General features: G+C 66.0%; 17 protein-coding genes and 1 pseudogene. 6 read left to right on the top strand and 12 right to left on the bottom strand.

The genetic code is table 11. From position 1 onward, the window contains the following. Nucleotides 1–219 precede the first annotated feature (219 nt). Entirely contained in the window at nucleotides 220–621 is a 402-nt protein-coding gene (locus tag ACIPXZ_RS11785; RefSeq protein ID WP_400594232.1) for a thiol-disulfide oxidoreductase DCC family protein, read from the top strand. Between the two features lie 108 nt (nucleotides 622–729). Here the strand turns inward: ACIPXZ_RS11785 and ACIPXZ_RS11780 are convergent, their stop codons facing one another. From ACIPXZ_RS11780 to ACIPXZ_RS11760, 5 genes are all read right to left on the bottom strand, one after another. After that, nucleotides 730–2211, bottom strand: coding sequence for a cation:dicarboxylate symporter family transporter (locus ACIPXZ_RS11780; protein WP_400594229.1), 1482 nt, complete (start codon nucleotides 2209–2211; stop codon nucleotides 730–732). 273 nt (nucleotides 2212–2484) lie between these two features. Beyond that, the gene (locus ACIPXZ_RS11775; RefSeq protein WP_400594226.1) at nucleotides 2485–3867 is read right to left on the bottom strand and encodes an MFS transporter; all 1383 of its coding nucleotides are present in this window, start codon (nucleotides 3865–3867) and stop codon (nucleotides 2485–2487) included. Between the two features lie 270 nt (nucleotides 3868–4137). Next, on the bottom strand, nucleotides 4138–4902 hold the full coding sequence (locus tag ACIPXZ_RS11770; RefSeq protein WP_400594223.1) for an SDR family oxidoreductase: 765 nt from the start codon (nucleotides 4900–4902) through the stop codon (nucleotides 4138–4140). 26 nt (nucleotides 4903–4928) lie between these two features. Beyond that, nucleotides 4929–5654 (bottom strand): aspartate/glutamate racemase family protein, encoded by a 726-nt coding sequence (locus ACIPXZ_RS11765; protein ID WP_400594220.1) that lies wholly within the window; start codon nucleotides 5652–5654, stop codon nucleotides 4929–4931. A gap of 34 nt (nucleotides 5655–5688) precedes the next feature. Further along, the gene (locus ACIPXZ_RS11760; protein WP_400594217.1) at nucleotides 5689–7302 is read right to left on the bottom strand and encodes an NCS1 family nucleobase:cation symporter-1; all 1614 of its coding nucleotides are present in this window, start codon (nucleotides 7300–7302) and stop codon (nucleotides 5689–5691) included. Nucleotides 7303–7673: 371 nt separating this feature from the next. On the opposite strand from ACIPXZ_RS11760, the gene aceE reads away from it, so the two are divergent. Together aceE and nboR are read left to right on the top strand one after the other, a co-directional pair. Continuing rightward, the gene (gene aceE / locus ACIPXZ_RS11755) at nucleotides 7674–10421 is read left to right on the top strand and encodes a pyruvate dehydrogenase (acetyl-transferring), homodimeric type (protein ID WP_400594214.1); all 2748 of its coding nucleotides are present in this window, start codon (nucleotides 7674–7676) and stop codon (nucleotides 10419–10421) included. Between the two features lie 134 nt (nucleotides 10422–10555). Beyond that, nucleotides 10556–11170, top strand: coding sequence for a nicotine blue oxidoreductase (gene nboR / locus ACIPXZ_RS11750; protein ID WP_400594211.1), 615 nt, complete (start codon nucleotides 10556–10558; stop codon nucleotides 11168–11170). Between the two features lie 18 nt (nucleotides 11171–11188). On the opposite strand, the gene ACIPXZ_RS11745 is transcribed toward nboR, so the two are convergent. The 5 genes and pseudogenes from ACIPXZ_RS11745 to ACIPXZ_RS11725 all read right to left on the bottom strand — a co-directional run bounded on the left by ACIPXZ_RS11745 (nucleotide 11189) and on the right by ACIPXZ_RS11725 (nucleotide 18387). Then, nucleotides 11189–14008, bottom strand: coding sequence for a molybdopterin-dependent oxidoreductase (locus tag ACIPXZ_RS11745; protein WP_400594584.1), 2820 nt, complete (start codon nucleotides 14006–14008; stop codon nucleotides 11189–11191). Between the two features lie 93 nt (nucleotides 14009–14101). Then, nucleotides 14102–15040 (bottom strand): annotated as a pseudogene (locus tag ACIPXZ_RS11740) (FAD binding domain-containing protein); the annotation flags it as partial. 96 nt (nucleotides 15041–15136) lie between these two features. After that, on the bottom strand, nucleotides 15137–16306 hold the full coding sequence (locus ACIPXZ_RS11735) for an XdhC family protein (RefSeq protein ID WP_400594208.1): 1170 nt from the start codon (nucleotides 16304–16306) through the stop codon (nucleotides 15137–15139). Nucleotides 16307–16343: 37 nt separating this feature from the next. Further along, nucleotides 16344–17888, bottom strand: a complete 1545-nt coding sequence (locus ACIPXZ_RS11730; protein WP_400594205.1) for an NCS2 family permease — start codon at nucleotides 17886–17888, stop codon at nucleotides 16344–16346. A gap of 13 nt (nucleotides 17889–17901) precedes the next feature. After that, the gene (locus ACIPXZ_RS11725; RefSeq protein WP_400594202.1) at nucleotides 17902–18387 is read right to left on the bottom strand and encodes a nucleoside deaminase; all 486 of its coding nucleotides are present in this window, start codon (nucleotides 18385–18387) and stop codon (nucleotides 17902–17904) included. Between the two features lie 381 nt (nucleotides 18388–18768). Here ACIPXZ_RS11725 and ACIPXZ_RS11720 point away from each other — a divergent pair, with 381 nt between their 5' ends. Next, entirely contained in the window at nucleotides 18769–20118 is a 1350-nt protein-coding gene (locus ACIPXZ_RS11720) for an 8-oxoguanine deaminase (protein WP_400594199.1), read from the top strand. A 103-nt stretch (nucleotides 20119–20221) separates the two neighbouring features. Here the strand turns inward: ACIPXZ_RS11720 and ACIPXZ_RS11715 are convergent, their stop codons facing one another. Further along, nucleotides 20222–20428 (bottom strand): hypothetical protein, encoded by a 207-nt coding sequence (locus ACIPXZ_RS11715; protein WP_400594196.1) that lies wholly within the window; start codon nucleotides 20426–20428, stop codon nucleotides 20222–20224. Nucleotides 20429–20854: 426 nt separating this feature from the next. Between ACIPXZ_RS11715 and pucL the strand changes: the two genes are divergently transcribed. Next, nucleotides 20855–21766, top strand: a complete 912-nt coding sequence (pucL, locus tag ACIPXZ_RS11710; protein ID WP_400594193.1) for a factor-independent urate hydroxylase — start codon at nucleotides 20855–20857, stop codon at nucleotides 21764–21766. 277 nt (nucleotides 21767–22043) lie between these two features. Next, nucleotides 22044–23516, top strand: a complete 1473-nt coding sequence (locus ACIPXZ_RS11705; RefSeq protein WP_400594190.1) for a nucleobase:cation symporter-2 family protein — start codon at nucleotides 22044–22046, stop codon at nucleotides 23514–23516. A gap of 58 nt (nucleotides 23517–23574) precedes the next feature. On the opposite strand, the gene ACIPXZ_RS11700 is transcribed toward ACIPXZ_RS11705, so the two are convergent. Continuing rightward, on the bottom strand, nucleotides 23575–24372 hold the full coding sequence (locus ACIPXZ_RS11700) for a hypothetical protein (RefSeq protein WP_400594187.1): 798 nt from the start codon (nucleotides 24370–24372) through the stop codon (nucleotides 23575–23577). Nucleotides 24373–24646 lie beyond the last annotated feature (274 nt).

Below are 24646 nucleotides of genomic sequence, written 5' to 3'. Positions count from 1 at the left end.
CCCCCATGTGGCCTGCCGGATTCGTCTTGAGCAGTCTAGCGCCGATGTGATTGATGTCGCACCAATATAAGCGATATTGATCACAAAAAATCATCAATGTGTGGTTTTGATCACTTTCCGAGTCGTTCAACATCACAGACACACACTTCCGAAACAGGCATAGCATGAAGGCGGGGCAGCCATCGCGAGCCGCCCCGCTGAGATACAAGGGGAATCACCATGGACGTCGTCTTCGATGGGCAATGCGGCTTCTGCACCCGGTGCGTCGGCTGGCTCAAGCGGCTGGATCGCCGTGACCGCCTGGCGTTCCACCCCTTCCAGGACCCGCTCACCCTCGACGCATTCCGGCTCACTCACGAGGACGCCCGCTCTGCCGTCTGGGCGCTCGACGGCGTCGTGCGACTCAGCGGCGCCGCCGCCATTGCAGCGGTGCTGGACACCGCTGTGGGCACCCGGCTCTTCGGGCGCGGTTACCGCTTCCCGAGCGTCGCCCGCCCACTCGAGGCGGCCTACCGCTGGGTCGCGGCACACCGCTATCGCCTGCCCGGAGCCACCCCGTGGTGCACCGAGCATCCCCAGGACTGCTCGGCGGCCGTTCCCGGAGCCGGTTGCGCGCTCTGAAGGGTGCCACCACCAGCCCACCAACACGCGAAACGCCAGTTGAGCACAGTCCGGAAGCCCGGCACTGTGCTCAACTGGCGTTTCGCGTCCTCTGGGAGAGGCGGAACCTCAGAGTTTCCGGCGCATGGCCTCTTCCCGGTCCGTGAGGGCGATGGCAGGGACCTCACTGGCAAGGGGTCCGCCACCGAACTTCGGCGACGGGCTCTGGCCCTCGGCGATCCGCTCGTGCTCCTGCTCTTCGAAGACTTCTTCCTGACCGAGCATGATCGCGGAGTCCTCGTTCGTGATCTCCCCGGCGAAGGCCCGGAGCATCACGGAACGGTCGAACTGACCTTCCCACTTGGCCACCACGAAGGTCGCCACGCAGTTGCCGAGCAGGTTCACGACCACGCGCATCGAGTCCATGATGCGGTCCGCCCCGAGCAGCAGCGCCACCCCGGCAACGGGGAAGATCCCCAGCGCCGCGGCCGTGGCGGACAGGGCGAGGAAGGACGAACCCGGGACGCCGGCCATGCCTTTCGAGGTCAGGAGGAGCACGCCGAGGGCGGCCAGCTGCTGGCCGAAGTCCAGGTGATGCCCGAACGCCTGGGCCAGGAAGAGGAGGGAGATGGACAGGTAGATGGCCGCACCGTCCAGGTTGAAGGAGTACCCCGTGGGGACCACCAGGCCGGTGGTGGCACGGGAACAGCCCGCGTTGGTCAGCTTCGTCATGATGCGGGGCATGACCGATTCGGTGGATGCGGTGCCGAGCGCCAGCAGGAACTCTTCACGGGTGTATTTGAGGAACTGCCACAGCGGCACCCGGGCGAAGCTCCAGGCGATGAGGAAGAGCAGTCCGATGAAGATGATCGCCGCGCCGTAGCAAGCCGCGATCAGGAGGGCATAGGTGCCCAAGGTGCTGATGCCGTACTGCCCGATGATGAACGCCATGGCACCCAGTGCGCCGAGCGGCGCGACCTTCATGATCCAGGACATGATCTTGAAGACGATTTCCAAGACCGTTTCCATCAGGTTGAGCACCGGGAGGCAGCGGGTCCGGCCGATCACCACGATGGCCGCGCCGAAGAACACGGAGAAGAACAGGACTTGAAGCAGGCTGTTGTTGGCGAATGCGCCGACGACGCTGACGGGGATGACATCCAGAAGGAACGATGCCGCGTCCTTGGGGACCGCATGGCCCGTCTTCGCGTCAACCGCAGCCTGAGACAGGGTGTTGGGATCGATATGCAGGCCCGCGCCCGGCTGGACGATATTGCCGACGATGAGCCCGAAGACCAGCGCGAAGAGTGTGGCCCCGGTGAAGTACAGAAGGGCCTTGACACCGACTCGCCCGACCGCCTTGACGTCGCCGACCGCGGAGATGCCCGTGACGATGACCAGGAAGATCAAGGGAGCGATGATCATCTTGATGAGCTGGATGAAACCATCGCCGAGCGGCTTGAGCCCGGCACCGATGGCCGGCCAGAAGTGCCCTATGGTGATGCCGGCGACGACGGCGATCAGGATCTGAAGAAAGAGCGACCGGTACCACGGCGTCTTCTTCCGCGGGGCCGAACTCGCCTTCAGCTCCGCTTCGGTGGGGATCTTCATTGATCTGAACCAATCTTGTGAAGTGTGTGTACCCGGCCTTCGGGTTTGACCAAAGTAATCTAGATCACACTCATTCCACAAGGGAAGAAAAACTTTTCACATCATGAAAACTGTAATATCTGCTTTATTCGGAATGACTCACAATTCCGAGTTGGGACTCTCACTTGTTCCGAGAGTGGACTTTCTTCTCTGACGCGAAACGCCACGTGGGCACAGTCCAGAAACCTGGCACTGTGCCCACGTGGCATTTCGACGGCGGAGGCGGAGCCTGGCCTACGCGGCGGGCTGCGCAGACGCCACCCGCTCCTCGGCCGTCGGGATCTGCTCGATCCGGCCGAGCACCACGAGGTAGAAGAACAGACCGACCACCAGCATGATGCCGGCCACGATGAACGCCCAGGCGAAGCTTCCGGTGAACTGCACGATGAATCCCGTGACGATCGGAGCGGTAGTTCCGATGAGGTTGTTCACCGTGTTCATGACGGCTCCGGTCGCACCCACGGCACCTTCCGGGGCGATCAGGGCAGGAAGAGAGTTCGTGACGCTGAAGGCGATGGTGATGCCGGTGGTCCCGAGCGTGATCCACACGAGCGACCAGAAGAGATCGTGAGTGAAGGCGGTTCCGACGATCGTGGTCGCAAGCAGCATGCCACCGACGATGAATGCGCGCCGGACGGCCGTGCTGGACCGGCCGTTCTTGACCATGCGGTCCAGCCAGAACCCTGGCAGCAGATACTGCACGATCACCGCGAACAACCAGGGCACCGCTGTGAAGAGCCCTGACTTGGCGACGTCCATGTGCATCTGGGACTGCAGGAAGCCGGGGAGCCACGTCAGCAGCATCCACTGCACGTAGCCAGCGCAGCCCAGCCCGAGCGACATGCCCCAGACCTTGCGCTGCCGCAGGATGTAGCCGAGGTTGGCGAGCGGGTTCGGCTTCGGCGCATCCTCGTGCTGTGCACCACCGGAGAGGATGTGATCCAGCTCGGCGTCGCTCAGCTTGCCCTTGCGGTTCATCTCCTTCGGGTCGCGGTAGCGGAAGAAGAAGACCGCCGTGTAGATGAGGCTGAGGATGCCGATGGTGATGAACGCGCCGCGCCACCCGAACATCGCGACCGCTGCGCCGACGATCGGGAAGCCGATCACATTGGACAGGCGCTGACCGCTGTCGAAGATCACGGTGGCCATGCCGCGTTCGTTGCGTGGGAACCAGTAGCTGGTGGTCTTCATGGCGCCGGGGAAGATCGGCGCTTCGGCGAGGCCGAGGATCAGGCGGGCGACGAGGAGCAGACCCATGCCACTGATCGCCGCGGTCAGGAAGCACGAGATCGCCCACAGGGTGGTCGCGACTCGCATGACCCACTTGATGCCGATCTTGTCCAGCAGCATCCCCATGGGGATCTGCATGATGGCGTAGCTCCATCCGAAGCTGCCCAGGATGATGCCGATCTGACCTTCGGTGAGGCCGAACTCCATCCGCATGTCGTGTTCGGCGACCGACATGGAACTGCGATCGATGTAGTTGATCAACACGGCGAAGAACAGCAGGAATCCGATGGACCAGCGCACCCAGCCGACCTTCCCGGCCCGGGACGCACCCCCCTTCGAGGGGATCGTGGCCGCATTGCCCGAGGCGGCCGTTGTGTTGTCAGACATTTTGCTCCTTTGCAAAGTCACAACTTCCAATGAGTGAAAACCGCGGGACGCGTGCCCGATGTCCAAGTCGACTAAAGGTAATCCTCATCACATTTATTCCACAACAAGAGAAAGAATTATCGTCTAGCGGAACCTGTAATATCTGCTTTATTCGGATCTACTCATATCTGGAGGGCCACCAACCGGCCCTCTTTAACGCGAGAAGGCACTTGATCACAGTCCCGGCGGGGAACACTGTGATCAAGTGCCTTCTCGATGGGGTGGGGCGGGTCAGCCTCGTCCCACGAACGGCATGCCTGCCGCCGTGACGAGGAGGCTTCCGACGGACGCGCTGGGCGGCATCGACGCCATGAGGAGCACGGCTCGCGCCGCATCCTCCACGGGGAACATCGGTTCCACCTTCCGTGAGCCGTCCGCCTGCAGGGCACCGTCACCGACTCCGATCACGTCCATGATCTCGGTGCGTGTGTTGCCGATGTCGATCTGCCCGCAACTGATCCCCGCGGCCCGACCGTCCAGCTCGATGCTCTTCGTGAGGCCGCTGATCGCGTGCTTGCTCACCGTGTACGCCACGGAACGCGGCCGCGGCGAATGCGCCGAAATGGATCCGTTGTTGATGATGCGGCCGCCCTGCGGCGACTGTGTCCTCATGACCCGCACCGCCTCGGCGGCGCACAGGAAGGCCCCCGTCACATTGACCCGCAGGGTCTCCTCGAAACCGGCCGCTTCGATCTCATCGACCGCGCCGCCCGGGCCGAAGATGCCCGCGTTGTTGAACAGCAGATCCACCCGCCCGAACCGCTCGCGTGCCCGCCGGAAGAGGCGTGCGACGTCGTCGGCCACCGTGACATCGCACGGCACCGCGAGAGCCTCCTCCGAGCCGGCTGCGGTCTCCACGAGGGCGGTTTCCCGCCGTCCCGCGAGAACCACCCGCCAGCCTTCGGCCAGGAGAAGACGGGCGACGGCGCGCCCGATACCGGAGCCGGCCCCCGTCACGACGGCGACCTTCCCGGACTGCTGTGCTGCTTCACTCATGTCTGGAACCCTATCCCCGCGCGCCGTCAGTTCTGCGTGATGGGCCAGCCGATGACCTTCTTGGGCCGGGGCGCCGCGAAGGTCCGCACCTTGGAGGTGGAGAGGCCCATCCGCACGAGCGACTCGGCAATGGTCACCGCCGCGGCGACACCGTCCACGACGGGGACTCCGCAGCGTTGGCGGATCTGCTCGTCGAGGTTCGCCATGCCGCCACAGCCCAATACGATCACTTCCGCCTTGTCCTCGGTGACGGCCAGCTCGGCCTGCCGGACGATCGCCTCGACAGCGCGGTCCGGGTGCTCCTCCAGTTCCAGCACGGCCATGCCGCTGGCCCGGACGGAGGCGCAACGGTCATCGAGCCCCGCGAGCTTCAGCCGGTCCTCGATGAGCGGAACGGCCCGGTCCAGGGTGGTGACCACCGAGTACTTGTGACCGAGGAACATGGCCGTACTGGCGGCCGCCTCCGTGATGTCGACGACCGGCACGTCCAGCAGTTCCTGAAGCCCCTCACGACCGTGCTCGCCGTACCCGGCCTGGACGACGGCGTCGTACTCGCCCTCGTAGTTGACGATCGAGTCCATGACGGCGACTGCCGCCAGATAGCTCTCGAAGTTCCCCTCACACGAGTCCGCACCGAATCGCGGGGTGATGCCCACGATCTCGGTCCCGGGCGCCGCGACGGCCCGCGCCTGGGCCGCGATGGATTCGGTCATGGTCCGCGTGGTGTTGACGTTGGCGACCAGGATCTTCATGATGTTCCTTCTCTCGGATGCGGCGGGCGCGGATTCAGTGGGTGCTCGCGACGGCGATGGCTTCACCATCAGTGTCAAGGTACCGGGCGCCACGATCGGCGATCAGGTAGTAGACGAGGGCTGCGACGCCGGCCCCGAAGAACCAGGCGAAAGGCGCCAGATGGTCCAGAGCCGGGACGAACGCGATGATCACGGCGACGGCGGCGGCCACGACGAGCGCGGTGATCGCCTTCGGGTTGAAGCCCCGGCGGTAGAAGTAGGGGCCGGAGACGTCCTCGGTGTAGAGGCGGGTGACCTCGACCTTGCCGCGGCGGATCAGCCAGTAGTCCGCCATCACGACGCCGAACAGCGGACCGAGCAGGGCGCCCAGGCCACCGAGGAAGTACACGATGACGAACGGGTTGTTGTAGAGGTTCCAGGGCAGGATGATCAGGCCGATGGTGCCGCTGACCCAGGCCGCACGGCGGAAGTTCAGGTGCCGCGGGAACAGGTTCGTCAGGGCGTAGACCGGGGCCACGAAGTTGGCCATGAGGTTCACGGCCACCGTCAGAACCAGCAGCGCCAGGCACGCCAGGACCAGCAACAGCGTGTTGGGGATCAACTGGACCACGTCCGACGGTGAGGAGATCAGGGTGCCGTTGATCTTGAACTGGCCACCTGCCAGGACCACCACGATGCCGCCGAAGAGGAGCATGTTGATCGGGATACCCCAGAAGTTGCCCTTGACGATCGACTTCCGGGCCACGGCGTTACGGGTGAAGTCGCAGAAGTTCAGGACGAAGGTTCCGTAGATGGAGACCCACAGCGCGCCGCCGGCGAACACGTTCCGCCATGTCTCGGCGGTGTCCATGTGCTTGATGCCGTTGAGTTCGATGGTCCCGCCCGCCTGAACGAAGACCCAGATGGCCAGTGCGGCCATGGTCACCAGGATGATGGGTCCCGCGAAGGCCTCGTACTTACGGATCATCTCCATGCCGAAGCTCACGATGATCAGCTGGATGATCCAGAGGATCACGAAGGCGATCCAACCGAGGGTGGACAAGCCGAGGATGTCATTGTGGTCCAGCGGGGCGAGCCCGGGAGCCAGCTTGATGATCATGATGCGGAAGATCACCGAGGCGAGATAGGTCTGGATGCCGAACCAGGCGACCGCGACGGCGCCGCGGATGATGCTGGCGATCTGTGCACCGTGGATGCCGAAACTGATGCGGCTCATCACCGGGAACGGCAGACCGGTCTTCTGACCCATGAAGCCGGAGAAGTTCAGCAGCAGGAACAGCAGCACCGCCCCGACCCCGAGGGCCAGGAGGATCTGCCAGGCGCCCATGCCCAGGGCGAAGAGGCCGACGGCGAACGCGTAGTTGCCGAGGCTGTGAACGTCGTTCGCCCAGAGGGTGAAGATGCTGTAGGCGGTCCAGGTGCGCCCCGCCTTGCGGGTGGGGGCGAGGTCCTTGTTGTACAGCCTCTCGCTGAGTTCGACGCCGACCGCCTCGGAAAGCCGGGGAAGGTCACCGGCGAATTCGGCGTGATGCGGGTGTCCTTCCCCCGCATGTGCCGCGTGGGCCGGACCTGCCGGTTGTCCCAGCCCCGAGGGCTGTTCAGGATTCGGGGCGGAGGTGGCCTCCGCGCCATTGGGGTTCGTCTGCATGGTTGCTCCATTTCGATGCGGACGGTTCCGCACCCCTTGGTCGACATCCCCCCTCAGGTGTCTTTCCATAATGCGGAACTGTTTTATTGAAGTATGGAATCCAGAATATGGCCCACATCACAGCTGGTCAACGGTAGACGAGTGTCGACAGTCATATTTGGCATACCAATCCCCTTGATTCAGGCGTCCGCCCACGTCGGCGACAGGGGCCTCGGAAGCGCCCGCCGTCGTCGCAATCGGAGGAAAGCTCTCGTCGTTGACGCAAGCCGCCGATGCCGTCTAATCTCGATAGACAGAATTATTTTTTCGCATGTCGGAAAGACGTCGCCATCGCGACGCCAGCCCAACCATTCGATGAAGAGAGGTCACCTGTGGCTGCAGAAGAAATCACGCCCTCGATCCTGAGCGCCCTCACCACCGCCCTGCCGGACACTGATCCGGAGGAGACCGGGGAATGGGTCGAGTCCTTTGACGCCCTGGTGCGGGAACAGGGCACCGGGCGCGCTCAGTACGTGATGCGCTCGCTGCTGCAGCGCGCCGGAGCGAAGTCCGTGGGCGTGCCGATGGTGACCACGACCGACTACGTCAACACCATCCCCGCGGACCAGGAGCCTGAATACCCGGGCAATGAGGAATACGAGCGGGCCTACCGCCGTGCCATGCGCTGGAACGCCGCGATCATGGTGCACCGCGCCCAGCGCGCCGACATCGGCGTCGGCGGCCACATCTCCACCTATGCGGGCGCGGCCACCCTCTACGAAGTCGGCTTCAATCACTTCTTCCGCGGCAAGGACCACGCCGGCGGCGGCGACCAGGTCTTCTTCCAGGGCCACGCCTCCCCCGGCATGTACGCCCGCGCCTTCATGGAAGGCCGCCTCAGCGAAGAGGATCTAGACGGATTCCGCCAGGAGAAGTCCAAGGAAGGGCATGCCCTCTCCTCGTACCCCCACCCGCGCCTGATGCCCCACTTCTGGGAGTTCCCGACGGTCTCCATGGGCATCGGCCCCATGAACGCCATCTACCAGGCCCAGGCGAACCGCTACCTCCAGGACCGCGGCCTCAAGGACACCAGTGACCAGCAGGTCTGGGCCTTCCTCGGCGACGGTGAGATGGACGAGCCCGAAAGCCGCGGCCTGCTCCAGCTCGCCGCCAACGAGGGGCTCGACAATCTCAACTTCGTGATCAACTGCAACCTCCAGCGCCTCGATGGGCCGGTGCGTGGCAACGGCAAGATCATGCAGGAACTTGAAGCATTCTTCCGCGGCGCCGGCTGGAACGTCATCAAGGTCGTCTGGGGCCGCGAGTGGGACGGTCTCCTGTCCAAGGACACCGACGGTTCACTCGTCAACATCATGAACGACACCGTGGACGGCGACTACCAGACCTTCAAGGCCGAGAACGGCGCCTTCATCCGCGAACACTTCTTCGGTCGCAGTGCCCAGACCAAGGAACTGGTCGCCGATCTGACGGATGACCAGATCTGGAATCTCAAGCGTGGTGGTCATGACTACCGCAAGGTCTACGCCGCCTACAAGGCCGCCACCGAGTTCAAGGGCAAACCGACGGTGATCCTGGCCAAGACGGTCAAGGGCTACGGCCTCGGGGCGCACTTCGAAGCCCGCAATGCGACGCACCAGATGAAGAAGCTGACCATGGAGGACCTGAAGGCCTTCCGTGATCTGCTCCGCATCCCGATCAGCGACGAGGTCCTCGAAAAGGATCTCTACCGCCCGCCGTACTACCACCCGGGCGATGACGCTCCGGAGATCAAGTACATGATGGAGCGCCGTGCGGCCCTGGGCGGTTCGGTCCCCGAGCGCCGGCCTGAGCACGTCGAGGTGAAGCTGCCGGACGCCAAGTCCTACGAGGTGGCCAAGAAGGGTTCCGGCAAGCAGAAGGCCGCCACCACCATGGCCTTCGTCCGCATGCTCAAGGATCTGCTCCGCGACAAGGACTTCGGCAAGCGTCTCGTCCCCGTGGTGCCGGACGAGTCCCGGACCTTCGGCATGGACGCCTTCTTCCCCACCGCGAAGATCTACAACCCCAAGGGCCAGAACTACCTGTCCGTAGACCGCGAACTGGTCCTGGCCTACAAGGAGTCCCCGCTCGGCCAGCTGATCCACCCCGGTATCAACGAGGCCGGGGCCGTCGCGGCCTTCACCGCGGCGGGCACCGCCTACGCGACCCATGGCCAGCCGCTCGTGCCGATCTACGTCTTCTACTCGATGTTCGGCTTCCAGCGCACCGGTGACTCCTTCTGGGCCGCCGGCGACCAGATGACCCGCGGCTTCATCATCGGGGCCACGGCAGGTCGCACCACCCTGACCGGAGAAGGACTCCAGCACGCCGACGGCCACTCTCCGCTGCTCGCGAGCACCAACCCCGCCGTCGTCACCTATGACCCGGCCTACGGCTACGAGATCGCCCACATCTTCCGGGACGGCCTCGAACGCATGTACGGCCCGGACTCCGAGGACCGGAACCTGATGTACTACCTCACGGTGTACAACGAGCCGATCCACCAGCCGGCCGAGCCGGAGAACCTGGACGTCGACGGCGTGCTGAAGGGCATCTACAAGCTCTCCGCCGCACCGGATGCCGAGGGCAAGCCGCGTGCGCAGGTACTCGCGTCCGGCGTCTCGGTGCCGTGGGCCCTGGACGCCCAGCAGATCCTCGCCGAAGACTGGGGCGTCGCCGCCGATGTGTGGAGTGTGACCAGCTGGAACGAGCTGCGTCGTGACGGCCTGGCCGCCGAGGAGCATGAGTTCCTCAACCCGGGCGCCGAAGCCCGGGTGCCGTTCGTGACCCGTCAGCTGGAAGGCGCCGAGGGTCCCGTGGTGGCGGTCTCCGACTACATGAAGGCCGTCCCAGACCAGATCCGGCAGTTCATCCCGAACGACTACGGCGTGCTCGGTGCAGACGGCTTCGGCTTCTCCGACACCCGCCAGGCCGCCCGGCGCTTCTTCAAGAACGACACCCACTCGGTGGTCGTGAAGACCCTTCAGATGCTGGCCCGCCAGGGCAAGGTCGACGCCCAGGCTCCGGCCCAGGCGATCGAGAAGTACCGCCTCCTCGACGTCAACGCCGGAACCACGGGAGGCGCGGGCGGCGACGCCTGATCCCATCCCGACCCCTGACGCGAGCGCTTGAACAGAGTCCCTGCGCCGAGACGCCAGTAGGTGCCCTTACCCACCCGGGTAAGGGCACCTACTGGCGTCTCGGTGCAGGGTTCGGGACACACTAAGGTGACAGCATGACCCAGAGTGGAACCACCGCCGTGCTCCTCGCCGCGGGCGCGGGAACCCGCCTCGGGCTCGGACCGAAAGCCCTGCTCCGCCGGGCCGGCACCCCCTTGGTCGAGCACCTCGCGACGGTCCTGCACGACGGCGGTTGCGCCGGCGTCGTCGTCGTGCTCGGAGCCGAGGCGGCGCGGGTCCGAGCCGAAAGCTCGCTCGATGGCTGCACCGTGGTCGAGAACCCGGACTGGGAGCACGGCATGGGCGGCTCGCTGCGCACCGGGCTTGCCGCCGTTCCACGGGGCCACCATGCACTGGTCGCGCTCGTGGACCAGCCAGGCCTCACCTCGGCCACCGTGGCGGCACTGCTCACGGCGCATCGGCCGGGCGGCGTGACGGCGGCAGCCTATCCCGACTCAGCCGGAACGCTGCACCGTGGGCACCCGGTCCTGTTCGACACCACACTCCTGGACCGGGTCGCGGCCTCCGCGAACGGCGACGCCGGCGCCCGCGGCTTCCTCCGGGCCAATCCACGACTCATCAGCCTCGTGGACTGCGGCCCTTGGTCCGATGGCCGGGACGTGGACAGGACGGAGGACCTGCCCCTTCTGGAAGCAGGCCCTCCGTCCTGAGACCCGGTCCGAGACGGACTAGACGAGCGCCAGACCGGCTTCCTTCAGCCCGAGGTACACCGAGTCCTGTGTGAGCGGGAGCGTGCTGAAGCGCAGGCCCGTGGCATTCCGGATCGCGTTGGCCAAGGCCGGGGCCACCGGGTTGAAGGGACTCTCGCTCATGGACTTCGCGCCCAGCGGGCCCGTGGCATCGGCCGTCTCGGCGAAGTAGACCTCGCTGCGAGGCGTGTCCGCGAAGGTCGGGATGTGGTACTGCCGCAGGATGTCCGTGAACACCTTGCCCGTCTCATCGATCCGGACCGCCTCATAGAGCGCGGCCCCGAGAGCCTGCGCGATGCCGCCCTCCACCTGTCCACGGCATTGCCGCGGATTCACGACCTTGCCGGCATCCGCTGCCTGCACACTCTGCAGGATGCGGATCTCACCCGTCACGCGGCTCACGGCCACCCGGAAACCATGGACGTTGAAGGCGACCGAGCGAGGAGTCCCGCCCCATTCGCCGTCGACGACGAGGGAGATGCCGCGCTCGAACGCGGCCTGATGCAGCGCTCCCAGCGGCACCGAGCCGCCCGCGTGCGCGACGCCGTCGGGCCCCAGCACGCACCCGGCTTCCGGCACGCCGAGAAGTTCGGCTCCGAGCGTGCGGAGCCGGTCCGCGAGCTCCGTGGCCGCCGCGAGGGTGGCCTTGCCCGCCACGACGGTCCCGGTGGAACCGAACGCTCCGGTGTCGTGACCTGTATTGGCGGTGTCGGCCTGGCGGTAGTCGATGGCGGCGGTGTTCGTTCCGAGCGCCTCAGCGGCCAGCTGGGTGTGCACGGTGGTGGTGCCGTTGCCGAACTCGGCGGTACCGAACTCCACGAGGTAGCGGCCGCTCGACCCGAGTGAGACCCGGCTGTGGGCGAAGTGGCCGCGCGGCGGGACGGTGTCGATCATGGACAAGGCGCTGCCCTCACCCACCAGCCAGTCATCGCCCAACCGCTCCCCGAAGGACGCCTCGCGATCCGCCCCGCGGCGCAGGGCATCCTCGGCAAGCTGGACACATTGGTCCAGACCGTAGCTGCCGTACAGGACGTCCTCCTCCGGCTCACTGTGCGAGGAGAGCATGGGGTCGCCCTCGCGGAGCATGTTCCTCCGGCGGAACTCCCACGGGTCCATGCCGATGCCGTGCGCCAGCTCATCCATGGCCGATTCCACGGCGAAGATCATCTGGCTGAGACCGTAGCCGCGGAACGCCCCGGCCGGAACCGTGTGGGTGTAGACGGCCCGAGCGTCCAGCTTCTTGTTGGCGCAGTTGTACACCGCGACGGATTCTCCACAGCCGTGGAACATGACGCCCGGGCCATGATTGCCGTAAGCCCCGGTGTTGGTGAGCACATCGAGCTGGAGGCCCGTCAATGTGCCGTCTTTCCGGGCGGAGGCCTTGACCTTCATGTGGAAGGGATGACGGGTGGTGGTGGCGGTGAACTGCTCGGTCCGGGTGAACTCGAGCTGGACGGGAACACCGAGGTCCAGGGCCGCGAGCGCGGCGAGGTCCTCGGCGAGGACTTCCTGCTTGCCGCCGAAACCGCCGCCCACCCGGCCCGTGAAGACCCGGACGGTGTCGCGCGGACGGTCGAAGATCCGGGCCAGGGTCCGCTGCGCAAGGAACGGGACCTGGGTGGACGAGCGGACGGTCAGCACGCCGTCGTCGACCCAGGCGATGGCGCAGTGGGTCTCCAGGGCGACGTGCTGAACGCGGTGAGTGCGGTACTCCTTCTCGTGCACGAAGTCCGCCGTGGCGAAGGCCTCCTCCACGTCGCCGAGCTGGGAGTGCAGCTCGGCGAGGACGTTCTCCCGGGGCCGGGCGATCCGGGCGATCTCGCCGTCCTTCTCGCCATGGACCGTTGGTGCCCCGGGGAGAATCGCCTCCTCGGGCGTGAAGACCGCCGGCAGTACCTCGTAGTCCACTGCGAGCGCGCGGACGCCTGCCTCGGCTGCCTGCACCGAGTCGGCGACGACGGCGGCCACCCGCTGCCCGACGAAGCGGACCACGGTGTCCAGCATCAGCATGTCGTCCGGGTCATCCTCGACGAGTTCGTGCTGCGCGGTGGAGTAGTGCAGTGCCGGAACGTCCTCGTGCGTGAAGACGCGGACCACTCCGGGCACTGCCAATGCCGCGGCGGTGTCGATCGACAGGACCCGTGCGTGAGCATGGGGCGAGCGCAGGAGTTTCATGTGGAGCAGCCCGGGGAACTCCTCTGGCGCCACGTCCAGGGCGTATTTCACCTGTCCGGTGACGACGCCGGGCCCGGCGGGAGCGGGGACGTTGTCGCCCATGCCGCCGCTGCAACCCCGGTTCTGTTCATCTTCGGCCCCCGCGATGGAGTCCGCGATCGCCCGGTAACCGGTGCAGCGGCAGAGATTGCCTTTGAGATTGCGGGGCAGGTTCTCCTTCTGCTCCTCACTGAAGGTGGCCGCGGTCATGATCATGCCTGCCGTGCAGAAGCCGCATTGGAAGCCTTGCGTTTCCAGGAACCTGCGCTGCATCGGGTGCAGAGCGTCAGTGCCCTCGGACTCCCCGTCGTCGTGCGAGCAACTGGCCGCGAGGCCCTCGATGGTGGTGACCTCATGTCCGCCCGCGACTGCTGCGGGGTAGATGCACGAGTGCACCGGCTTGCCGTCGACGTGCACCGTGCAGGCGCCGCAATCGCCGCCGTCGCAGCCCTTCTTGATGCCGGTGTTGCCCTGTTCACGGAGGAAGGTCCGCAGGCACTGCCCGGCCCGAGGCTCGGCCGTCGCGGGCTCCCCGTTGATGACGATGGAAGACGCCCCCGCCGAGTTCGTGGGTTTCTCTCCCAGCTCTTCCGCCGAGTTCGTGGGTTTCGTGTGAGTTCGTGGATTTTTCCCACGAACTCGGCTGGAATCCACGAACTCGGCGGGGGAGGAGGGAGCGGAGGGTGCGGAGGGTGCGGGAACCGGCGGCCAGAAATCGCCGGAGACGACGACGGCGCTCGGCTCTCCCGCCATCCGGGCACCCGAAGCACGGGGGGCTTCCAGCGGCTCGCCGCCAAGCTCGGCCAGGATCTCCCGCGCCAACCGGTGGGTCATGTCCCGGCGCCAGGCGGGCAGGCCGTGGATGTCGTCGTGCCAGAGTTCCGCGGGCACAGCGGCCTCGATGGAATCCAGGAGCTCGGCCGCGGCCGGCACCGAGGAGTACCGCAGCTGCACGGGACGCCGAGTGGACGCCGTAATGGTGAGGACGAACGAACCGTCTTCGTCCTGACGCCCGATCAGGAGGACCCCGGAGCGGCCGAGCTTGCTCAGCGACAGCCGACGGAAGGCCACCCGGGCGCGCAGCGCGGCCGCCGGAACGAACACACTGCGCAGCAATTCCCCCGGAACCAGGACGTTCTGCATCTCCCCGGTGACGAATTCGGCCACGGGCACCCGACGCGAAGAGCCGTCCGGCGAGTGGATCAGCGCCACCCCGTCCAGTCCGGCGGCCAGCGAGATCATGGGCCCGGCAGGCAGCGAGGTGCAGATGTTGCCGCCCAGCGTTGACATGTTCCAGATCTTGAAGGACGCGACGAAGGAGTCGGCACAGGGCCGGAACAGGGCGAGCCCCGGCCAGTCCTGGCCGCCCGGCCCCTTGCCATCGAGTTCCTCCGGCAGCGCGTACACCCGCGCCACCGTGCATGTGGCAGCGAGTTCCAGCCCGTCTTCCCGGACCGTGACCGGTTCCCACCCGGCCTCATGCAGGCTCAGCAGCCGCTTCAGGGTGCTGCTGCCATAGGAGTAGAGCACCGTGCCGCCGGCCAGCCAGGCATCCCCCTCGCGCCATTGCGCGGGATCGTCGGTGGCCACCACCTGCTCGATGGTGTTCATGTCCATGGCGTTCCTCCTGTACTGCGGTGTCCGGGTGCTCTCCGCATCATCGCGGTGTGCGCCCGGGCGGGGTCGTGGGTGGCTGAGCCGGTGATGACCGGATCAGTGATGAATGGGCCCGGTTCCCCGGGACAGCGGTGTGGGGCTACGGGTGCCGCCCCGGAGTGTCGCGACCAGTTCGGCGGCGACCGCCACGGCCACTTCGCCCGGCGTCACTGCGCCGAGGTCGAGCCCGATGGGGGAATGAAGGCGATCCAGAAGCCCAGGCTCAAGGCCTTGCTCCAGCAGGGCCGCGCGACGCTGCCGATCGCTGCGCCGCGAGCCGAGAGCCCCGACATAGGCGAGGTCGAGACGCAATCCCGTGGTGAGAAGCGGGATGTCGAATTTCGGGTCGTGGGAGAGCACGCAGAGAATGCTGCGCTCGTCCAGGAGGCCGCGGTCCGCCTGGTCCCGCAGATAGCGGTGCGGCCAGCTCCGCTCGAGGCTGTCGGCAGCGGCGAATCGTTCCTGGGCGATGAAGCTCGGCCGGGCGTCACAGAGGGTGAGGTGGAAGCCGAGGAGCTTCAGGACCGGGATGAGCGTCTCGGAGAAATCATTGGCGCCAACCACTACCGCCCGCGGGGCCGGCAGGCGGCTCTCCACGAAGAGCTCGACCGGCTCGGCCTCCCGCTCTCCGGCCCAGCAGCCCTGCGGAGGTGCCACGCGCACCAGACCGGACAGGCCCTGCCGGAGGAGGGACTCCACCTGCGTATGGGCCCGCTCCAGCACCTCGTCCTGGACTAGCGCGGGCTCAGCGTCAAGTCCCAGCAGCGTCGTCCAGGCACCGCGCGGCAGTTCGCGGACGACGGCGGCTGCCGGGACGGCCAGAGTCGGTGCGGCTGCCGTCGTCGTCGTTCCGGTGTTGAGCCTCCGCAGCAGAGCCACCGGCTCGGCCGAAAGCGCCGCGCGTGCCCCGAGGTCGAGCCTGCTCAAGTGGACGTCGAGTTCGCCTCCGCAGCTCAGGCCCACCGCGAAGGCGTCTTCGGCACTGAATCCGAAGCGTTCTCGCCGTTCACCGCCTCCGGCCAGGATGTCCTGCGCCGCGGCGACGACGGCCCCCTCCACGCAGCCTCCGGAAAGGCTGCCGAGGATCCGCCCGTCTGCGGAGACGAGCATGGAAGTACCGGTGGGGCGCGGTGCGGAACCCCGGGCGGCCACGATGGTGGCGACCACGAGCTCCTCGCCGCATTGCGCGGGTTCCCAGGTGGTGAAGTGCTTTCCGAGTTCCAGCACCGCGCTCCTCCTTTTCTTTCTCAGTTCCGGCTCGGGCCTAGGCGCCCATCAGCGTGTTGATGGGGCCTCTGGCGAAGTAGACCACGAAGCCCGCAGTGACCACCCACATGAGCCAATGAACCTTCTTGGCCCGCCCCGAGGCCGTGGCGATCACGGTCCAGGAGATGAATCCGGCCCCGATGCCGTTGGCGATCGAGTAGGTCAGCGGCATGGTCACGATGGTCAGAAAGGCTGGCAGGGCCACCGAGAAACGGTCCATCTTGATCTCGCGGATCTGGGCCATCATGAGGGCTCCGACCACCACGAGTGCACCGGCCGCCACTTCGAGCGGAACCACCGAGGTCAGCGGTGTCAGGAACATCGAACCGATGAACAGGGCACCGGTGACGACGGAAGCCAGCCCGGTCCGGGCGCCTTCGCCGATGCCGGCGGCCGAGTCGATGTACACCGTGTTGGAGGAGCCGCTGTTGAAGCCGCCGGCCACGGCGCCGAAGCCCTCCACGATGAAGGCGCTCTTCAAGCGCGGGAAGGTCCCGTCCTTGTAGGACAGCCCTGCACTCTTGGCCAGGCCCGTCATCGCGCCCATGGCGTCGAAGAAGTTGGTGAACACCAGAGTGAACACGAGCATGATGGCCGCCAGGCCGCCGATCCGCCCGAAGGATCCGAACAGATCCACCTGTCCCACGAGGGAGAGGTCCGGTAAGGACACCAGCTGCCCGGAGATGACTGGCGTGTTCAGATGCCAACCGCCCGGATTGTTCGCACTGGCGGCGCCGATGTGGAAGACCTGCTCGGCGATGACCGCCAGGATCGTGGTCACCACGATGCCGATCAGGAGCCCGCCCTGGATCTTGCGGGCCACCAGGACCCCCATCAGCAGCAATCCGATGATGAAGACGAGGGTGGGGATCGTGGCGATGGACCCGTCGGTTCCGAGCTGGACCGGCGGACCGGCAGGGGTCCGGGTGACGAATCCCGAGTCCACGAAGCCGATGAAGGCGATGAACAGGCCGATGCCCACCGTGATGGCGGCCTTGAGTTCCTTGGGCACTGCTTTGAAGATGGCCGTCCGTGCCCCGGTGATCCCGAAAAGGACGATCAGGATGCCGTTGATGACCACCAGTCCCATCGCTTCGGGCCAGGTCACTTCGTGGATGACGGAGACCGCCAGGAAGGAGTTGATGCCCAGCCCTGCGGCGATCCCGAACGGCAAGCGGGCCACGAGCCCGAAGATGATGGTCATGACACCGGCGGTCAGACCGGTGACGGCGCCCACCTGCAGGGCCGGGAGCCAGCCGCCCATGACGTCACGTGGGGCGCGATCGGCGGAGAATCCGCCGAGGATGAGCGGGTTGAGCACCACGATGTAGGCCATGGTGAAGAAGGTGACGACGCCGCCGCGGATCTCGCGGGCCACCGTGGATCCGCGTCGGCTGATTTCGAAGAAGCGGTCCAGGAGAGAGCCTTCACGGGCGGGGCCGCCCTGAGCAGACGACCTTCCCGTGCCGGCTTCCGAGCCGCGTGCGCTGGTGTTCCCTTGATTCCCGCCTTGAGTACCGGACTGGGTTGAGGTGATGGACATGGGAGCACCTGCCTCAGTAGTCGATCCGGGATTCGAGGGTGTTCCAGGTGGTGAAGGGGTCCATGCGCTGGGGGCCGTCGGCGTCCAGCTCCTCACGGACCACGGGCATCATGGCCCGGGCTTCCGGCTTCTCGAAGTAGTCGTAGAAGACCGCGTCATCGAAGCCCACCGAGGCGGCGTCGTGCCGGTCCGCGGCGAAGACCACGCGGGAGACGCGGGCCCAGAGGGCGGAAGCGAGGCACATGGGGCAGGGCTCGCAGCTGGTGTACAGCGTGGCTCCGCTGAGGTCGAAGGTGCCCAGGGCCGCACAGGCGGTGCGGATCGCCGTGACCTCGGCGTGGGCGGTGGGGTCGTTGTTCGCGGTGACGCGATTGACGCCCTCGAAGCGCTGGCCGTCGGCGGTGACGACCAGAGCCCCGAAAGGGCCCCCGTGGTTCAGAACGTTCTCAGTGGCCAGCTGCACTGCAGCGGCCAATTCCTTGATGGCGGTGGTGCTCATTTCAGAGACTCCCTTGCGATGGCTGGAACCGGCCGCAAAAGAAGCCCCGGGAGGCGGGGTTACCATTCGACCTGGATCCAACGTTGTGCTGTGAAGGATTGTAAGTACGCCTGGTAGATAGCGTCCCGTGATCCGGGGTGCCCGCCTTTGGCAGGAACGAATGTAGCAGAGCTTCTGTGAGCCGCGCCACATTTTTTTGAAACTCTTTTTCCACTCACCGGAAACTTACAGCGGACCTGGGGCAACGCCGTCGTCGGCCCGAAAAGCCGGGCAGTCACCGTTGACCCGGAACGGTCCGCCACCTACGCTGAAGCCACCTGGATCAGCAGACAGGCCATAACTGAGCTGGCACACACCCTTCGTACCGAAAGGATGCCAGCCATGGGCCGGATCTGGATCAAGAACCCCCTCGACATCTTCACCGCATCGCCACGAAACGCCCCCGGAGGCCTCGTGGTCGAGGACGGGGTCATCGTCGAACTGCTCAACAGCGGACAGAGCCCATCCACCCCCGTGGATGAGACCTTCGACGCCTCGGGGCACGTCGTGACTCCCGGGCTGATCAACACGCACCACCACTTCTACCAGACCCTCACCCGCGCCTGGGGGCCGGCCGCCAACGCCAAACTCTTCCCCTGGCTCCAGAACCTCTATCCGGTCTGGGCGCGTCTCACACCCCAGAGCCTGGATCTCGCGGTCACCGCGGCACTCGCCGAGCTGCTGCTCTCCGGATGCACGACGGCGGCCGATCACCACTACGTCTTCCCGGCCGGACTCGACGACGCCATCGATATCGAGGTCGACGCCGTCCGCAGGCTCGGCATGCGCGCAACGCTGACCCGCGGCTCCATGACACTCGGGGAGGACGATGGCGGACTGCCGCCCCAGAGCGTCGTCCAGGACGCGGACACCATCCTGGCCGACTCGGAGCGGCTCATCGCCCGCTACCACTCCACCGCGCCGGACGCCGACATCCACATCGCCCTCGCCCCCTGCTCCCCCTTCTCGGTGACCCGCGAGATCATGGCGCAGAGCGCGGAGCTCGCCGCCCGCCATGGAGTCAGGCTGCACACCCACCTTGCCGAAACCCTGGACGAGGAGGACTTCTGCCGGGAGATGTTCGGATTGCGCACCGTCGACTATCTGGAAAACGTCGGCTGGCTCGGCCCGCAGAGCTGGCTCGGTCACGGGATCCACTTCGACGACGCCGAGGTGGCCCGGCTGGGAGCCGCAGGCACGGGCATCGCACACTGCCCGACGTCGAACATGCGGCTCGCGTCCGGCATCGCACGCGTGGTGGAGCTGGAAGACGCCGGCACTCCGGTCGGCCTGGGGGTGGACGGCTCGGCGAGCAATGACGCCTCCAACATGATTCAGGAGGCACGCCAGGCCCTCTATCTTCAGCGCCTGCGTTACGGAGCGGACATCCCGGTGGAACGGGCTCTCGGATGGGCCACTCTCGGATCGGCACGCGTCCTGGGGAGGGAGGCGCAGATCGGTTCGCTCGAGGTGGGCAAGCAGGCGGACCTTGCCTTCTTCCGGCTGGACGGGCTGCGCTTCTCCGGCAGCCACGACCCCCTCGCCGCACTCCTGCTCTGCGGTGCGGAACGGGCGGACCGGGTCATGGTGGGCGGGACCTGGCGAGTCGTGGACGGCCAGATCCCCGGCCTGGACCTCGGCGAGTTGATCAGCCGGCACAGCGCGGCCGCGCGACGCATCGTGATGGCCTGATCCGTCGACCCGCCTTCGATGACACACGGAAGAACCCCCGGGCTCCATTGACCGGGGGTTCTTCCGTGCTCAGTGACGCCTGCCGACAGGCCGCCGTCGCACCCTAATTGCCGGACGCCGTCCTGCGGAAGAACGGAAGCGCCTTGACCCACCGATTGGCGCGGCCCTTCGCGGCCTCCGCTTCACGGGCCCGCCGGTACGCCGGCAGGCAGAAGTCGGGATCCGTCCCGCCGAGCGGCAGGTAGAACTCCTGAGTGCGGGCCTGGGCCGCGAGTTCGTGAATCCGGGTGGTGCTGCTGCGATCCTGCATGATCTACTCCTTACCGTTCGTCCAGGGAACCCCGCGTTCCAGCGGTCGTTCCTAGCTGACCATCCACTTTACATTCCGTATTGCGGAAGAACTTTTCTGTTCTACGAAAAGTCTAGAGAGGCCACCCCTCGCCGTCAAGACCTTCCGGAGCGCTTCCAGGGCGGCCGCGAGAGCCGACTGTCACAATCGCCAATTTTGAGTGATTCAAAAAATGTGATTTACAACACGACAAGGCCGTGCCTACGATATTGAGCAATTCGTGATCCACATCACGGGTTACCTGAGAGCAGCAGGCAGGGTCGTAATGAGCTGGCATCCACGGATGTCGGCTCTTTTTTTGTGCCGGGATCCGCCACAACAGGCGCCATACGGCGCACGACACCAGAGCGGTGGGCAGCGAAGCCCACCAGGAAAGTTGAGCAGACCATGAGCAGCAACATCGTCCTCGGCAAGAACCAGTACGGCAAGGCCGAGAACCGCGTCGTCAAGATCACCCGCGACACGGATCGCCACGAGATCGAGGACCTCAACGTCACGTCCCAGCTCCGCGGCGACTTCACTGCGGCGCACATCGACGGCGACAACGCGCACGTCGTCCCGACCGACACCCAGAAGAACACCGTGTTCGCCTTCGCCCGTGACGGCATCGGCTCCCCCGAGGAATTCCTCATCCGCCTCGCCAACCACTTCACCGGCGAATTCGAGTGGGTCACCGGCGGTCGCTGGGAAGCCGAGCAGTTCGCCTGGGAGCGCATCCTCGCCGGCGGCCAGGAGCACAACCACTCCTTCGTCCGCAAGGGCCAGGAAGTCCGCAACTCCGTGGTGACCAAGGACGGTGACGACATCTACGTCATCTCCGGCCTGAACGACCTCACGGTCCTCAAGTCCACGCAGTCCGGCTTCGTCGGCTACCCGAAGGACAAGTACACCACCCTGCAGGAGACCACGGACCGCATCCTGGCCACCGACGTCTCCGCCCGCTGGCGCTACAACAACGAGGCCGTCGCCAACGGCACCGTCGACTTCAACGCCACCTATGAGTCCGTGAAGGCCCTGCTCCTGGAAGGCTTCTCCGAGGAGTACTCCTACGCACTGCAGCAGACGCTCTTCCAGATGGCCCAGAAGGTCTTCGAAGCTCACCCCGAGATCGACGAGCTGCGTTTCTCCACCCCGAACAAGCACCACTTCGTCGTGGATCTCACCCCGTTCGGTCTCGACAACCCCGGCGAAGTCTTCTTCGCGGCCGACCGCCCGTACGGCCTGATCGAGGCCAACTTCGAGCGCGAGACCATCTCCGACCCGGGCAACGCCTGGGACGGCATCGTCGGCTTCTGCTGACATCCAGAAACTCACCCGGGCCGCGCGTTCGGCGCCCACCGTGCCTGCTCTGCACCGCTGCGGCGGCCAGCGCGGCCCGGGTGACACCCCACCACGGAACCACACCGCCCAGGCGACCCGGCGTCGTCGTTCCCCCCTGACTGACTTTCGTGCCCCGGCAATGGCGCCGGACCGCACACCCCTCCAGTTCTCCGGCCCCCGGTTCCCACCGATGTCGGCCACCCTCGCCGCAACGCCGCGGCACCTCACCAATCATTAGGCAGACAGGAAGTCTGAAATGAGTGCAACAACCGTCAAGCCCACCGCTACACGGCCAGAGGACGAGCGCCTCCCGCTCGGTGCAACCGTCGCGTACGGGCTCCAGCACGTTCTCACCATGTACGGCGGCATCATCGCTCCCCCGCTGGTCATCGGCCAGGCCGCCGGCCTCCAGCCGGACCAGATCGGTGTACTGATCGCCAGCTGCCTCTTCATGGGCGGTGTCGCAACGCTGCTGCAGACCCTGGGAGTGAAGTTCTTCGGCTCTCAGCTCCCGCTGGTGCAGGGTGTCTCCTTCGCCGGCGTGGCAACCATGGGTGCCATCGTCTCCCAGGGCGGAGGGCTCCCGGCCGTTTTCGGTTCCGTGATCGTCGCCTCGATCATCGGCCTGCTCATAGCGCCGTTGTTCTCCCAGATCCTGCGATTCTTCCCGCCGGTGGTGACCGGCACCGTGATCACCACCATCGGCCTGACGCTCCTGCCGGTCGCGGCCAACTGGGTCATGGGCGGCAACTCCAAGGCACCTGACTACGGCAGCGTCCCGAACCTGGCACTGGCCGGCGTCACCTTCGTGATCGCCCTGGTCCTCTCCAAGGTCGGCAGCGGCACCATCTCCCGCCTGTCCATCCTGCTCGCCATGGTCCTCGGCACCGTCATCGCCATCTTCACTGGCCAGGCCGACTTCTCCAAGGTGGGCACCGGCGCGATCTTCGCCATCCCGACCCCGTTCGCCTTCGGCCCGCCGACCTTCAACGTGGCTTCCATCATCTCGATGTTCATCGTGATCCTGGTGACCCTGACCGAGACCAGCGCCGACATCATCGCCGTCGGTGAGATCGTCGGAACCAAGGTGGACCGCAAGCGCGTCGCCAACGGCCTGCGCGCCGACATGATCTCCAGCGCCGTCGCGCCGGTGTTCGGCTCCTTCACCCAGAGCGCCTTCGCCCAGAACGTGGGCCTGGTGGCCATCACCGGCATCAAGAGCCGCTTCGTGGTCACCGCCGGTGGCGGCATCCTGATCCTCCTGGGCCTGTTCCCCGTGGTGGGCCGCGTGGTCCAGTCTGTCCCGATGCCAGTGCTCGGCGGCGCCGGCGTGATCCTGTTCGCCACCGTGGCGGCCTCCGGCATCCGGACGCTCTCCACCGTGGAGTACAAGGGCAATATGAACCTGATCATCGTGGCTTCTTCGCTGGGCTTCGGCCTGCTGCCCGTGGTGAGCCCGACCATCTACAACAAGTTCCCGGATTGGTTCATCACGATCTTCCACTCCGGCATCAGCTCAGCCGCCATCATGGCGATCCTGCTGAACGTGCTGTTCAACCACTTCAAGGCGGGTAACTCCAAGGACTCCTCGGTGTTCGTGGCAGGCTCGGACAGAGTGCTCACCACGCAGCAGATCCGCGTACTGCGCGAGGGTGACCGCTTCGAGAACGGCAAGCTGATCGACTGCGACGGCAAGGAAGTCCCGATCGAGCCCGAGAGCGCTCACTAGCGCACCTCCCCCTCCGCGAAGTAACAGTTGACGCCCCTAAAACTGAGTTTTAGGGGCGTCAACTGTAACTTCGGGCTCGGTTGCCGGGCCATCCTGCACTCGCGAGCGCCTCACGGACGCGGACGACGGCGAACGGCCGGCTCCCTTTCAGGTCACCTTTCCCGATTCGGACCTCGGTCCACCCGGCTTCCTCGGTCAGTCGTTGACGTTCGAAGTCCCGGAGGTACTGATCCTTGCCATCGTGCACACCGCCGTCGTACTGCAGTGAGAGCCTCCATTCCGGATACGCGGCGTCCGGCCACACGCAAACACCGCGCCACGGCAAGGACAGCGAATGATTGAGCACGGGTTCGGGCAGCCCGTGCTCAATCAGGGCCAGACGGAGCAAGGTCTCCTGGGCGGAGTCCGCACCGACGCGAACCATGTCGAGCGCCAGCCTGGCCTTCTTGATCCCACGCTTCCCCGGATGCGCTTCGACAGTTCCCCTCAGTTCGGCCACGGTGCACAGTGCCTTGCGCGGGTAAGGATGGTGTTCGTCATGCGCGTTGACCAAGTAGTCGCCCACCGCCACCAGGTCCTCCAAGCGAAGGAACTCCGCAAGGTCGAGGTAGGTCCGCGCCGGCGAGGTGACCCGGACGCCGTCGTGGATCACCACTTCCCCTGACGCGAAACTCAGCTTTCTGCCGCCGACCCGCTTCCGCCGCGGAGTGCTCGCCCCACTCGGACGCGCGAGGCGGACTTCCCCGCACCGCGGCAGCCACAGGGGCAGAGGCGCCCGCCAGATCCGTGCGGCGCTGAAGTCGACGAGCACGGAGCTTTCGTCCAGTTCGGAATAGCCGCGCAGCAACGACGTCATGGATAGCTCCGCCTCAACAGGAAAACGAAGTCCTCGGGAGGGAACTGTGAGGTCGCGGCCGAGTGTCCTCTTACGTGGAACGTCCAGCCGATCTGATCTGGTCAGTGCGAACGAAGTCCCAAGGAGCGATTCCGGGAGCGGGGCGGCGCGACGTGGCATGCCTCATTCTGGCCAGTCGACCGGCACCCGCGGCGGGTTATCCACAGGAATCGAACACTTCACCCCGCGAAGTTACAGCTGACGCCCCTAAAACCGAGGTTTAGGGGCGTCAGCT

This window comes from Arthrobacter sp. NPDC090010, from assembly GCF_044748305.1.
Classification (GTDB): domain Bacteria; phylum Actinomycetota; class Actinomycetes; order Actinomycetales; family Micrococcaceae; genus Arthrobacter_E.
This window is presented reverse-complemented; position numbering and strand designations above follow the sequence as displayed.